The sequence below is a fragment of the Pseudomonas sp. FH4 genome, from assembly GCF_000510915.2.
GTDB classification, from domain to species: domain Bacteria; phylum Pseudomonadota; class Gammaproteobacteria; order Pseudomonadales; family Pseudomonadaceae; genus Aquipseudomonas; species Aquipseudomonas brenneri.
The window spans coordinates 112,609-126,393 of record NZ_AOHN01000012.1; the positions used below are offsets into that span (position 1 = coordinate 112,609).

At 60.5% G+C, this 13,785-nt stretch carries 11 protein-coding genes and 1 pseudogene; 2 read left to right on the forward strand and 10 right to left on the reverse strand.

The genetic code is table 11. The features are described from left to right. Positions 1 to 92 precede the first annotated feature (92 nt). Positions 93 to 551 carry an anti-sigma factor gene (locus tag H097_RS07445; protein ID WP_032858629.1) on the forward strand — a complete coding sequence of 153 codons (459 nt, stop codon included), beginning with the start codon at positions 93 to 95 and terminating at the stop codon, positions 549 to 551. Between the two features lie 62 nt (positions 552 to 613). Here the strand turns inward: H097_RS07445 and fdhA are convergent, their stop codons facing one another. From fdhA to H097_RS07485, 9 genes and pseudogenes are all read right to left on the reverse strand, one after another. Next, positions 614 to 1,813 (reverse strand): formaldehyde dehydrogenase, glutathione-independent, encoded by a 1,200-nt coding sequence (gene fdhA, locus H097_RS07450; protein WP_032858631.1) that lies wholly within the window; start codon positions 1,811 to 1,813, stop codon positions 614 to 616. 167 nt (positions 1,814 to 1,980) lie between these two features. Next, positions 1,981 to 2,838: a formyltetrahydrofolate deformylase gene (gene purU / locus H097_RS07455; RefSeq protein ID WP_029296961.1), complete on the reverse strand. Its 858-nt coding sequence runs from the start codon at positions 2,836 to 2,838 to the stop codon at positions 1,981 to 1,983. Positions 2,839 to 2,980: 142 nt separating this feature from the next. Continuing rightward, positions 2,981 to 3,613 carry a sarcosine oxidase subunit gamma family protein gene (gene soxG, locus H097_RS07460; RefSeq protein WP_032858633.1) on the reverse strand — a complete coding sequence of 211 codons (633 nt, stop codon included), beginning with the start codon at positions 3,611 to 3,613 and terminating at the stop codon, positions 2,981 to 2,983. Between the two features lie 123 nt (positions 3,614 to 3,736). Further along, a complete protein-coding gene (locus tag H097_RS07465; protein WP_032858635.1) occupies positions 3,737 to 6,754 on the reverse strand; it encodes a sarcosine oxidase subunit alpha in 3,018 nt (1,005 codons plus the stop codon). Next, positions 6,751 to 7,053, reverse strand: coding sequence for a sarcosine oxidase subunit delta (locus tag H097_RS07470; RefSeq protein ID WP_010207083.1), 303 nt, complete (start codon positions 7,051 to 7,053; stop codon positions 6,751 to 6,753). Before H097_RS07470 ends, H097_RS07465 begins: the two co-directional genes overlap by 4 nt. Before the next feature lie 15 nt (positions 7,054 to 7,068). Beyond that, positions 7,069 to 8,319 (reverse strand): sarcosine oxidase subunit beta, encoded by a 1,251-nt coding sequence (locus H097_RS07475; RefSeq protein ID WP_032858636.1) that lies wholly within the window; start codon positions 8,317 to 8,319, stop codon positions 7,069 to 7,071. A 22-nt stretch (positions 8,320 to 8,341) separates the two neighbouring features. After that, positions 8,342 to 9,595, reverse strand: coding sequence for a serine hydroxymethyltransferase (locus H097_RS07480; protein ID WP_029296971.1), 1,254 nt, complete (start codon positions 9,593 to 9,595; stop codon positions 8,342 to 8,344). Positions 9,596 to 9,746: 151 nt separating this feature from the next. Then, positions 9,747 to 9,836, reverse strand: a pseudogene (locus tag H097_RS29095) (outer membrane lipoprotein carrier protein LolA); the annotation flags it as partial. Between the two features lie 18 nt (positions 9,837 to 9,854). Further along, on the reverse strand, positions 9,855 to 10,583 hold the full coding sequence (locus H097_RS07485) for a TraX family protein (RefSeq protein ID WP_032858638.1): 729 nt from the start codon (positions 10,581 to 10,583) through the stop codon (positions 9,855 to 9,857). Positions 10,584 to 10,673: 90 nt separating this feature from the next. Here H097_RS07485 and H097_RS07490 point away from each other — a divergent pair, with 90 nt between their 5' ends. Further along, entirely contained in the window at positions 10,674 to 11,714 is a 1,041-nt protein-coding gene (locus H097_RS07490) for a low specificity L-threonine aldolase (protein WP_032858640.1), read from the forward strand. A gap of 56 nt (positions 11,715 to 11,770) precedes the next feature. Here the strand turns inward: H097_RS07490 and H097_RS07495 are convergent, their stop codons facing one another. Further along, the gene (locus tag H097_RS07495; protein WP_032858641.1) at positions 11,771 to 13,585 is read right to left on the reverse strand and encodes an NAD(P)/FAD-dependent oxidoreductase; all 1,815 of its coding nucleotides are present in this window, start codon (positions 13,583 to 13,585) and stop codon (positions 11,771 to 11,773) included. Positions 13,586 to 13,785: the final 200 nt, after the last annotated feature.

The following is a 13,785-nucleotide window of genomic DNA, read 5'->3' on the forward strand; positions in this document are numbered from 1 at the left end:
GACAAAAACCGACGCAATCAAATTGCCACTAGGAACCCATCACCGCTCATAGGGTCAATCAAGACACTACAAAATTTGTCAGGAAGAGCCTTATGACTGCGTCCCAACCTCCAGTGATCGAGCACAAGCCCTCATTCTGGACCCGCTCACGCCTGTTCATCGGCGCCTGTGTGGTGGTGGTTGCCGGCATTGGCGGCGCGCTCTACACCCAGGACAGCGTAAAAGCCGCTGCAACGCTGGTGAGCACTACGCAACAACCGGCTGCGCAAATCATGGCGCACAAGGATTACCTGGAAGTCCAACCGATCGCCAGCACTGCGCCGGAGCCGGATCGCAGCCTTGAACTGTGGGCCCTGCCCGCTGGCGGCACACCGGTGTCCCTGGGCCTGTTGCCGGAGGATGGCAAAGGCATCATTGGCCTTAATCCGCGCCAACAGGAAACCATCAGCCAGCCGGTAGAGTTGATGGTCAGTTCGGAAACCAAGGGTGGCTCGGTGAGCAAGCAGCCTACCGGCCCGACGGTGTACCAGGGCGCGCTGGCAATCCGCTGACGCTCAAACACCACAAAACCAATGTGGGAGCCAGCTCCCACATTGGCTATTGGTGGCGGTGATTACGCCGCGCTGAACAACTTGTGCGGGTCAATCACAAACTTCTTCGGCACACCGGCATCGAACTCGCCATAACCGCGTGGCGCGTCGTCCAGGCTGATCACCTGTACGCCCACGATTTCGGCGATGTTGATACGGTCCCACATGATCGCCTGCATCAACTGGCGGTTGTACTTCATCACCGGGGTCTGGCCGGTGTGGAAGCTGTGGGACTTGGCCCAACCCAGGCCAAAGCGAATGCTCAGGCTGCCCATTTTCGCGGCAGCGTCCACCGCACCCGGATCTTCGGTGACGTACAGGCCGGGGATGCCGATCTTGCCCGCCACTCGTACCACGCCCATCAGTGAGTTGAGCACCGTGGCCGGGGCTTCCGCCTTGACGCCGTCGTGGCCGTGGCCGCGTGCTTCAAAGCCCACACAGTCGACGGCGCTGTCCACTTCCGGCTCGCCGAGCAACGCAGCGATTTGTTCGTGCAGCGGAGTGTCAGTGGACAGGTCGGCGATTTCAAAACCCTGGGCCTTGGCATGGGCCAGGCGGATCGGGTTGACGTCGCCGATGATCACCACCGCCGCACCCAGCAGGCGAGCAGAGGCCGCAGCGGCCAGGCCAACCGGGCCGGCGCCAGCAATGTAGACGGTACTGCCAGGGCCAACGCCTGCGGTGACCGCTCCGTGATAGCCGGTCGGCAGGATGTCGGAGAGGCACGTCAGGTCGCGGATCTTCTCCATGGCCTTGTCGCGATCCGGCAGCTTGAGCAGGTTGAAGTCGGCATACGGCACCAGCACGTATTCCGCTTGCCCACCCGTCCAGTCCCCCATATCCACATAACCGTAGGCACCACCGGCACGGGCGGGGTTGACGGTCAGGCACACACCGGTGTGTTGCTCTTTGCAGGAACGGCAGCGCCCGCACGCAACGTTGAACGGCACCGATACCAGGTCGCCAAGCTTCAGGTTCTCGACGTCGCTGCCTTTCTCGATCACCTCACCGGTGATTTCGTGACCCAGTACCAGGCCGGTCTGGGCGGTGGTACGGCCGCGCACCATGTGTTGGTCGGAGCCGCAGATGTTGGTGGAGACCACGCGCAGGATGACGCCGTGTTCGATCTTCCTGCCACGGGGATCCTGCATTTTGGGATAGTCGATTTTCTGTACTTCGACCTGGCCGTTGCCCAGATATACGACACCACGATTACCAGACATGCTTTCACCTCGCTGTTGTTTTTATGGAACTGCGCGGCCCCTTTGGGTGGGCGGCGCGTTTAAGTGCTCGGGTACAGATGCTGTTTCTTGTGTTGTTGCTGATGGCCTCTTCGCGGGCAAGCCAGCTCCCACATTTGTGTGGGAGCTGGCTTGCCTGCGATAGCAATCTAAAGAACGACGGTGCGATTGGCGTTCAAGAATACCCGTCGCTCAATGTGATACCCCACCGCCCGCGCCAGGGTCAGGCCTTCAATATCCCGCCCCTTGGCAATCAAATCCTCGGGATAATGACTGTGGTCCACCACCTCCACGCCCTGGGCGATGATCGGGCCCTCGTCCAGGTCGTTATTGATGTAATGCGCAGTGGCGCCGACCAGCTTCACCCCTTTGTTGTACGCCTGGTGATAAGGCTTGGCGCCCTTGAACCCCGGCAGCAACGAGTGATGGATATTGATCGCCTTGCCATCGAGCTTGCGACACAACTCTGGCGACAGCACTTGCATGTAGCGCGCAAGGATCACCAGTTCGGCGCCCGCCTCTTCAATCACTTGCCACACCTGACGCTCCTGGGACGGTTTGTCGTTGGGGTCGAGGGGGAAATGGTAGTAGGGAATCTGGTGCCAGTCGGCCAGGGGCTTGAGGTCGGGGTGGTTGGAGACCACCGCGACCACATCCATCGACAGTTGACCGATACGCTGGCGGTACAGCAGGTCGTTGAGGCAGTGGTCGGCCTTGGAGACCATGATCACCACTTTGGGCCGATAGTTCGGTGCCGTCAGCTCGAAGATCATGCCAAAGGCTTCGCCGCGCGTGGCCAGGCCATCACGGAAGCCTTGCTCGTCAAAACCATCGGGCTGGCGGAATTCCACGCGGATAAAAAAGCGGCCCGAGAGGCGGTCATCGAACGAATGGTGCTCGGTGACGTAGCAGCCTTGCTCGAACAGATAGCGGGTGACCGCGTCCACCGTGCCGAGCACGCTGGGGCAATCGGCGGTCAAAATCCATGTATCAGGTGCGCGGCTCATTACAGTTAACTCCTCATACAGCGATGCGGCTTACTGTAGGAGCGAGCTTGCTCGCGAAAAATCCAAGGGCGCCGCGCTCATTCAGGATGCGTGCGTTATCGTTGACGTTTTTCGCGAGCAAGCTCGCTCCTACAGGGTCATATCAGGCTTGGACGTTCAGGCCATATTCGGCCGCCGCATCCTGCAACCACAACCACCAGTAATCCGAGAAGCTGCGACGGATCAGCAGTTCCCAGGTGTCTTCGCCAGTATGACGAATCACCAGTTGCGACTTGGCGAACACCGTGCCCACGGCCTTGCCCACCGGGAAGTTGTCGGGATGCACGTCGTAGCTGGTGGATTTCATCAGCACATCGCGCACGTTCGGGCCGCTGAGTTCGAGGATCTGCTGGCCGCCACTGACGTTGACGACCTGGATATGCAACTCACCCAGGGCCGTGCGCAGGCTTTGCTCGGCGGCGAATTCTTCGCCGCTTGGCACGATCAACAGCCACTCATCCGGGCCGAGCCATTGCAGGCTGGCTTCACCCTTGACGATCACCGTCAGGGCGCCGGGCAACTCGATGCCCAAGGCCTTGTGTACGCCGGCGGCAAACGCGGCGTCATGGCCATCGCCACGGATGGTCAGGTGGCCGAGCAGTTTCTTTTCACGCACGGTCACGCCGGCGTTCTTGCGACCCTTGCCCACCTGGCTGGCGAGGTCGGCATGGTGCAGCGACGACTCGGCCTTGGCCCTGGTGGTGGGGCGTTGTTGGTAAACATTGGCTGCGGTCATAAAGCACCTTTCTTGAATTCTGTGGTGGATCTACTGGCGCCTTCGCGAGCAAGCCCGCTCCCACATTTGGAATGCATTCCCCTGTGGGAGCTGGCTTGCCTGCGATGCAGGCGACTCGGTCTATCAGATGTTCTGGCGATCACCCTTCGGATCAAAGAACACCGAAGACACAATCTCGGCCTCGATCACGCTGCCATCGGCCTGGGGCGAGAACACCCGCTCACCCATACGCTTCAAGCCGCCCTTGACCACCGCCATCGCAAATGAATAGCCGAGGGAGTTGTGGGCATAACTTGAGGTGACGTGACCGACCATCTTCATCGGGATCGTCTGCTTGGGATCGAACACCAACTGCGCGCCTTCCGGCAGCCACACCTTCGGATCAATCGGCTTCAAGCCCACCAGTTGCTTGCGCTCTTCGCGCACGCAGTCTTCACGGTTCATCCCACGCCAGCCGATCCACGAGAACGGTTTGGTACGGCCTACGCACCAGCCCATGTTCAGGTCGTCCGGGGTCATCGAGCCGTCGGTATCTTGCCCTACGATGATGAAGCCCTTCTCGGCCCGCAGCACGTGCATGGTCTCGGTGCCATACGGGGTCAGGTTGTACTGTTTGCCGGCCTCGACGATCTGCTCCAGCACGCCCATGGCGTAGTCGGCCTGCACGTTGACTTCATACGACAGCTCGCCGGTGAACGAGATGCGGAACACCCGCGCCGGCACACCGCCGACCAAGCCTTCTTTCCAGGTCATGAACGGGAAACCGTCCTTGTCCAGGTCGATATCAGTGACTTCGGCCAGCAGCTTGCGGCTGTTGGGACCGGACAGGGTCATGGTCGCCCAGTGGTCGGTGACCGAAGTGAAGTACACCTTGAGGTCCGGCCATTCGGTCTGCTGGTAGATTTCCAGCCACTGCAACACACGCGCCGCGCCGCCAGTGGTGGTGGTCATCAGGAAGTGGTTGTCAGCAAGGCAGGCGGTCACGCCGTCGTCGAAGACCATGCCGTCTTCCTTGCACATCAGGCCGTAGCGCGCCTTGCCCACGTCGAGCTTGGTCCAGGCGTTGCTGTAGATACGGTTGAGAAACTCGCGGGCATCCGGGCCCTGGATGTCGATCTTGCCGAGGGTGGACGCATCCAGCAGGCCCACGCTGTCGCGCACGGCCAGGCATTCGCGTTTGACCGCGGCATGCAGGTCTTCACCGTTGCGCGGGAAATACCAAGGGCGTTTCCACTGGCCGACATCTTCAAACTCGGCGCCGTTCTTCACGTGCCAGGCTTGCAGCGCGGTGTAGCGCACCGGCTCGAAGATATGCCCACAGTGCCGGCCCGCGACCGCGCCGAAGGTGACCGGCGTGTAGTTGGGACGGAACATGGTGGTGCCCATCTGCGGGATGGTCACGTTCAGCGAACGGGCGGCAATCGCCAGGCCGTTGACGTTGCCCAGCTTGCCCTGGTCGGTGCCGAAGCCCAGTGCGGTGTAACGCTTGACGTGTTCCACCGACTCGAAGCCTTCGCGGGTGGCCAGTTCGATGGCGGCGGCGGTGACGTCGTTCTGCAGGTCGACAAATTGCTTCGGCGCCCGTGCAGTGGCTTTCTCGTGGGGCACCTGGAACAGCGCCAGGGTTGGCTCTTCCAGACGCGTCAGGGCTTTTGGCAAGGTGCCTTCCACCGGGGCAAACCCGGCTTCGCTGGCCGCGCGTACGCCGCCTTCAAAACCATCGGCCAGGGAGTCACCCAGGCCGTAGACACCGTTGATGCCCCCCACGCACACACGTTTTTGCGGCGCTTCGCCGGGGACGAAACCGAGGATATCTTCACGCCAGGTCGGCTTGCCGCCCAGGTGCGAAGCCAGGTGCACCACCGGGCTGTAGCCGCCTGAACTGGCCACCAGGTCACAGTCCAGCCACTCGCCGGGGCTGGTGACTTTATGGGCTTTCACATCAATGGCCGCCACGCGGGCAGCGGTCACATGCTTGCTGCCACGGGTCTCGATCACCGCACTGCCGGTGAGGATGCGAATGCCTTTGGCGCGAGCCTCTTCAACCAGCGCGCCGCGTGGGTTGTGACGCGCATCGGCCACGGCGACCACTGAGAGGCCCGCATCGAACCAGTCCAGCGCAACACGGTAAGCGTGGTCGTTGTTGGTCGACAGCAGCAACTTCTTGCCCGGTGCGACGCCATAACGACGCACATAGGTGGAGACCGCGCCAGCCAGCATATTGCCCGGCACATCGTTATTGCCGTACACCAGCGGCCGCTCGCAAGCACCGGTCGCCAGCACCACGCGCTTGGCGCGAACGCGGTGCATGCGCTGGCGTACCTGGCCAATCGGCGCACGATCGCCGAGGTGGTCGGTAAGGCGCTCATGAATGGTCAGGAAATTATGGTCGTGGTAGCCGTTGACGGTGGCGCGCGGCAACAGCAGCACACCCGGCAGCGCTTGCAGCTCGGCGATCACACTGGCGACCCACTCCACCGCTGGCTTGCCGTCCAGGCTTTCACGGGAGTCGAGCAAGGTGCCGCCGAACTCTTCCTGTTCATCGGCGATAATCACCCGTGCGCCGCTGCGCGCAGCGGCCAATGCCGCAGCCAGACCCGCAGGGCCAGCACCGACGATCAGCACATCGCAGTGATGGTTCATGTTGTCGTAGGTGTCCGGATCGTTCTCGGTCGGCGAGCGACCCAGGCCTGCGGCCTTGCGGATGTACTTCTCGTAGGTCATCCAGAACGATTGCGGGTACATGAAGGTTTTGTAGTAGAAGCCCGGCGGCATCAGCTTGCCGCCGACCTTGCCGAGGATGCCCATCATGTCGTTGTTCACGCTCGGCCAGCCGTTGGTGCTGGTAGCGACCAAACCTTGATACAGCGCCTGTTGCGTGGCGCGTACGTTGGGAATCTGCGTGGCTTCGGTGGCACCAATCTGCAGCACCGCGTTCGGTTCTTCGGCGCCGGCGGCAAAGATGCCGCGCGGGCGCGAGTACTTGAAGCTGCGGCCGATGATGTCAACACCGTTGGCCAGCAGGGCGGCGGCCAGGGTATCGCCTTCAAAGCCCTTGTAGCTCTGGCCGTTGAAGGTGAAGGTCAGGGCTTTATTACGGTCGATCCGGCCACCGTTGGACAGGCGATTGATCTGGCTCATACCTTCTCTCCAGAGGCCTTGGCGGTGAATTGCGGCTTCTCGCCGATCTTGTAGGTTTCAAGAATTTCGTAGGTCAGGGTGTCGCGGGTGGCGTTGAAGTACTGACGGCAACCGGCGGCATGGATCCACAGTTCGTGATGCAGCCCACGGGGGTTATCGCGAAAGAACATGTAGTCGCCCCACTCTTCGTCGGTGCAGGCATTGGGGTCCAGCGGGCGCGGGATATGCGCTTGGCCGGAGGCGTGGAATTCCTCTTCGGAGCGCAGTTCGCCACAGTGAGGACAGAAGATATGCAACATAGGGAATTTCTCCTGTTAGTGGGCGACGGCCGCAGCGCCGTGTTCGTCGATCAGCGCACCGTTGTGGAAACGGTCGATGGAGAAAGGTGCCGCCAACGGGTGCATTTCACCCTTGGCCAGGCTCGCGGCAAATACGTTGCCTGAGCCGGGGGTGGCCTTGAAGCCACCAGTGCCCCAACCGCAGTTGAAAAACATGTTCGGGACCGGGGTCTTGGAGATGATCGGGCACGCGTCCGGCGTGGTGTCGACGATGCCGCCCCACTGGCGGTTCATGCGCACCCGCGACAGCACCGGGAACATCTCGACGATGGCCTGGATGGTGTGTTCGATCACCGGGTACGAACCACGCTGGCCGTAGCCGTTGTAGCCGTCGATACCGGCGCCGATCACCAGGTCGCCCTTGTCGGACTGGCTGATATAACCGTGTACGGCGTTGGACATGATCACGCTGTCGATAATCGGCTTGATCGGCTCCGACACCAACGCTTGCAGCGGGTGGGATTCGATCGGCAGGCGAAAACCGGCGAGCGAAGCCATATGCCCGGAGTTACCGGCCGTGACCACACCGACGCGCTTGGCACCGATAAAGCCTTTGTTGGTTTCCACGCCGATGCACACGCCGTTTTCCTTACGGAAACCGATGACTTCGGTCTGCTGGATCAGGTCTACGCCCAAGGCGTCGGCGGCGCGGGCAAAACCCCAGGCCACGGCATCGTGACGGGCCACGCCGCCGCGCCGTTGCACGGTGGCGCCGAGTACCGGATATCGAGTGTTTTTTGAGCAGTCGAGGTAAGGGATTTCGTCCTCGACCTGCTTGGCGTTGAGCAGCTCACCGTCCACACCGTTGAGGCGGTTGGCACTGACACGACGCTCGGAATCACGGATGTCCTGCAAGGTGTGGCACAGGTTGTAGACGCCGCGCTGGGAGAACATCACGTTGTAGTTCAAGTCCTGGGACAGGCCTTCCCACAACTTCATCGCATGTTCATAAAGGTGGGCCGACTCGTCCCACAGGTAGTTGGACCGCACGATGGTGGTGTTGCGCGCGGTGTTACCGCCGCCCAGCCAGCCTTTCTCGACCACGGCCACATTGGTGATGCCGTGTTCCTTGGCCAAGTAGTAGGCCGTCGCCAGACCATGCCCGCCGCCGCCGACGATGACCACGTCGTAGACCTTTTTCGGGGTCGGCGTGCGCCACATCTTCTGCCAGTTTTCGTGATGGCTGAGGGAGTGCTTGAAGAGGCCGAAGCCCGAGTAGCGTTGCATAGTCATTACTCCAAAACCGCGCTCAGCGATAAACCGGGAAATCAGCGCACAGGGCAGACACGTGCTTGGCCACGTTGGCCTCGACATCGGCATCGCCGAGGTTGTCGAGGATGTCGCAGATCCAGCCGGCCAACTCGACGCACTGCGCCACTTTGAAACCGCGCGTGGTCACCGCCGGGGTACCGATACGCAGGCCCGAGGTCACGAACGGCGACTGCGGGTCGTTGGGCACCGCGTTCTTGTTGACGGTGATGTGGGCGCGACCGAGGGCTGCGTCTGCGTCCTTGCCGGTGAGGCCCTGGCGGATCAGGCTGACCAGGAACAGGTGGTTATCGGTGCCGCCGGACACCACATCGTAGCCACGCTTGATAAACACGCTGGCCATGGCCTGGGCGTTGTCGATCACCTGCTGTTGATAAGCCTTGAAGCCTGGCTCCATCGCCTCCTTGAAGCACACAGCCTTGCCCGCGATCACGTGCATCAGCGGGCCGCCCTGTGCGCCCGGGAACACGGCGGAGTTGAGTTTTTTCTCAATCTCTTCGTTGGATTTGGCCAGGATCAAACCGCCACGTGGACCGCGCAAGGTTTTGTGCGTGGTGGTGGTAACCACATCAGCGTAAGGCAGCGGGTTCGGGTACAGGCCGGCGGCAACCAAGCCTGCGACGTGAGCCATGTCGACGAACAGCAGCGCACCCACTTTGTCTGCGATCTGGCGGAAGCGCGGGAAATCCAGGGTCTTGGAGTAGGCAGAAAAACCGGCCACGACCATTTTTGGCTTGTGCTCGACGGCCAGGCGCTCGACTTCGTCGTAGTCGATCAGCCCGGTGTCGGTGTTGATGCCGTACTGCACCGCGTTGTACAGCTTGCCCGAGGACGACACCTTGGCGCCGTGGGTCAGGTGACCGCCGTGGGCCAGGCTCATGCCGAGGATGGTGTCGCCGGCATTGATCAGCGCCAGGTACACCGCGCTGTTGGCGGACGAGCCGGAGTGCGGTTGCACGTTGGCATAATCGGCGCCGAACAGCTGCTTGGCGCGCTCGATGGCCAGGGCCTCGACTTTATCCACATGCTCGCAGCCACCGTAGTAGCGCTTGCCTGGATAGCCTTCGGCGTATTTGTTGGTCAGGCCGCTGCCCTGGGCCTGCATTACGCGCTTGCTGGTGTAGTTCTCCGACGCGATCAGCTCGATATGATCTTCCTGACGCTGCTCCTCGGCATTCATGGCCGCCAGCAGTGCGTCGTCATATCCCTGGATCTGGTCTTGTTTGCTGAACATCGCGTCTCTCCCAGCCTTTCGTATTGTTGAGGCCCGTGCAGGGCCCTTTGATGCGATGGTAGGGCCGGCGCAAACAGACCAAATGCCTGCGCACGCCACGCAAAGGTGCGTTTACGACATGGCCTGGGCAAATGCTAACTGGAGGCCGACAAACTGTAGGAGCGAGCTTGCTCGCGAAAAACCTGAGGGCGCTGCGTTCAATCTGGCCGCCCGCGTTATCGTTGACGTTTTTCGCGAGCAAGCTCGCTCCTACAGGGGGTTAGGCGATGATCTGACGGAGGAGTAATAGCAGGAGAAAATGCAAGGGATAGAGGATGTAGGCCCAGCGGCGCATGGCCGCAGGCGAGGCATTTTTGGCATGTCGCAACAAGACCAATCCGGCCAATGGCGCAATCAGGCACATCGCCAATCCCGACAGCGCCACACCGTTGCCGCTATCCAACAAAACCTGCCACTGATTGGCAGCCACACACACCAACCCCGGCACCACGCTGAAATACCAGGGGCGACTGAACACCAGCAGCATCGCCAACGGCAGCAATACACCAAAAAAACCGAACATCAGGCTCGACGAAAATACCGCCGCCAATAACAAGGCGATCAGCGCCAATCCACGATCAAAAAGCGCCTTCTGCAGCCATCCCCGGGCAACCAGCAAACCCAGTGCCAGGGTTGGCAGCACATTCAATGTATCGGCATCCTCGATAAACATCCGATACGGCACCTCGCTGATCGCACTGAACAGCAGCAACCAACCCAGGTAACGCCATTGAAAGGTCGCAGGTCCATCCTTGACCCGGTGCAGGTTCGCCGCAATCGCCAGGCAAAACCACGGGAACGCCAGGCGCCCCGGTACGTAAAGGCCGTCGAGGTTCAAACCGACATAACGCAAGTGATCGAGCACCATGCACAGCAGGGCCAGCCATTTGAGCAGGTCGAGGGCGCCATCGCGCACGCGTCCTACAGGAATCGTTTCAGTACCGTGCATAATTCCCCAGAGACTTTGCATTAACAGTGCGTGCGCCCGCCGGATATTCTTGGTTAAAGTGCGCACCAACATCGACCACAGGAACGGGCCATGACCGACAAGAGCCAACAATTCGCCAGCGACAACTATTCCGGTATCTGCCCGGAAGCCTGGGCCGCCATGGAACTCGCCAACCAGGGCCATCAACGCGCCTATGGCGACGATGAATGGACCCACCGTGCCGCCGACGGTTTCCGCAAACTGTTTGAAACCGACTGCGAAGTGTTCTTCGCCTTCAACGGCACCGCCGCCAACTCACTGGCCCTGTCGTCCTTGTGCCAGAGCTACCATAGCGTGATTTGCTCGGAAACCGCCCACGTCGAGACCGACGAATGTGGCGCACCGGAGTTTTTTTCCAACGGCTCCAAGCTGCTCACCGCCCGTACCGAAAACGGCAAGCTGACCCCGGAATCGATCCGCGAGATCGCGCTCAAGCGCCAGGATATCCACTACCCCAAGCCCCGCGTCGTGACCCTGACCCAGGCCACCGAAGTGGGCAGCGTGTACACCCCGGATGAAATCCGCGCCATCAGCGCCACCTGCAAGGAACTGGGGCTGAACCTGCACATGGACGGCGCACGCTTTTCCAACGCCTGCGCCTTCCTCGGCTGCTCACCCGCGGACCTGACCTGGAAAGCCGGCGTGGACGTGTTGTGCTTTGGCGGCACCAAGAACGGCATGGCGGTGGGCGAAGCCATCCTGTTCTTCAACCATAAGCTGGCCGAAGACTTCGACTACCGCTGCAAACAGGCCGGTCAACTGGCGTCGAAGATGCGATTCCTTTCCGCGCCGTGGGTCGGCCTGCTGGAAAACGATGCCTGGCTCAAGCATGCGCGTCACGCCAACCACTGCGCGCAGTTGCTCAGCAGCCTGGTGGCGGACATTCCCGGTGTGGAGTTGATGTTCCCGGTGCAGGCCAACGGCGTGTTCCTGCAACTGTCAGAGCCGGCCATTGCCGCGCTGACAGCCAAGGGCTGGCGCTTCTACACCTTTATCGGCAAGGGCGGCGCGCGCTTCATGTGTGCGTGGGATACCGAGGAAGAGCGCGTACGTGAACTCGCGGCGGATATTCGCGAAGTGATGGGCGCCTGATCTCAGACTTGTCGGCGATGGCGCCCTCAAGACCGCCACCGCCGGCAAGCCGATTTCTACAACTGGAGGGGTTGCAAGGCATCCCACTGGTCAATAGGCCCGGGATTGTTTTCGAACGCCCCACCGCCAAATGTCACCGCCAGTTTGTTCACCGCATTCAAGGCTGTGGTCACAGCGCCCTCGGCCCAGCCACCGGTCCAGGAGATGTCATCTCCCGACAGAATGAAACCGTCCGGCTCGCCCTCCTTCACACCGCTCATGAACTGGGAAAACAGCAGTCGCTGATACTCATACTGCCCCGGCAGGTTCATCTTGAAGGCACACAGGTAAAACGGCTCGTCTTCCCAGTTGATCTCGACAAAGGGGTCAACCATGCCGAACTCGGCGGCCAGGTTCAGTTGCGTGTTGGCGTACACGGTATCCAGCAAGGTTGTGCACAACTGGACATGGGACGGCAACGGCGCGCTACGGTCTCCCAGAAACTTCAGACTGTCATCGTTCCAGGTATATGAAAGAAACATCCCGCTGCCCTTGTTCACCCCGTTACCTGGGCCGTAGTCCAACAGGTATGTGCCACGGGTCAGGCGATCCGACAAGGTCACGCTCATCTTGTAGCGACCACCCTCGAGATCACTCCAAAACGGCCGGCGGGTGGTGGCGAAGATTTTCGCCGACTGCATGTAGTGGGTATACATGACCGCCTCCCAGGTAGCCTGGGGCAGCAAATTGTTCATTGAGGTAAAACGTTCCTTGCCATCCATATAGCGGAACTTGTCGAGTATCCGCACGTGTGGCGTATAGACCACACTTTTAAAGTTGCGCAGGGTGTCGCTGTCCAACTTGTTGTCATGCAGGTACACATCGAACGTGCCATTTTTCAGGCGAATGATCTGCCGGACCTCCTGGTTGAGAGGATCGGTGATTTCCCGACGCGTCAGACTCTCCACAGTCGTGTCCGCCGGCCAATGGACCAGAGCGTCGCCGAACGAAGCCGGCGTGCCGCTCCATAAGCGCTGGGGCAGTTCGCTGGAGCCGTCGTACATCAAGGTATGGTTGGTATCCAGGCCGGTATAAAGCACCCGCAGCACTTCCAGGAAACAGTTTGGATAGTCCGTGTTCCAGCCGCCAGTGCCGAAGCCGATCTGGCCAAACAGGTCGATGTCTTCACGGCTCCACTTGGCCTGTTCGACCATGGCGGCATAGAAACTGAGGCCATCCCATCCCGCCCTCAGGATCGTGTTCCAGATGGCCTTGATTTCGTCCTGATTCACCTGCCCCTCACTCATCGCAGCTTCCATGTCAGCGAAACGGATCGGGTCCTGCGCCAGAAAATCGTCGAAGAACATGTCCTCGATTCTTCTGTATTTATCCGGGAGATTATCGCGCTCGTAATAAGTCTGCTCATTCTTATAGTCGACAACGGTACTGGGCGCAGCAGGTGAACCAGGGTTGGGAAAGTCCGCCGAATTGGTGCTCATCCCAACCTTATCAAAGTAGTGCATCAACGCCTTGCCGGATTTGGGAAAGCGCATGGCTCCCAACTCACAAATCACCCGGTTCTGGGGGTCGTTGCGATCACCTACCACGTGGGAGTAGAGCCGCCCACCGATACGGCCAGAGGCCTCTACCACAATCGGATGCAGGCCCATGCGCATGGCCTCATAGGCAGCAACCAACCCGGATACGCCGGCACCGACAATCAGCACCTGGGCCCCCAGTTGCTCCTCGGGGACGCGACCCAGAGGCTGCTTAAGCATGGCCGCCCGCAATAAATACCAGGCGTAATGAAAAGGGAAATCAGGAATCAGCGCCGTAACGTTGTTGTTCAGCAGCCGTTGGGCACCTTGGGAACGGGAGGGAATTGCAGACATGATTGCTTCCTTGCAGGTTGGTTGGGTGATTGTCCACCCTCTACTACAAGGCTAAAGGTGACTGCGACGGGACTGAGGATCAGCCTAGAAGATCTTCTAGGCTGCAGTTATATGGCTTTGCAATAAGACTGCGGGGCTCCATCGCCATTAACGAAAACCCATTACTTACGAAAAGTCTGAAGTGATTATTTATAGATCAC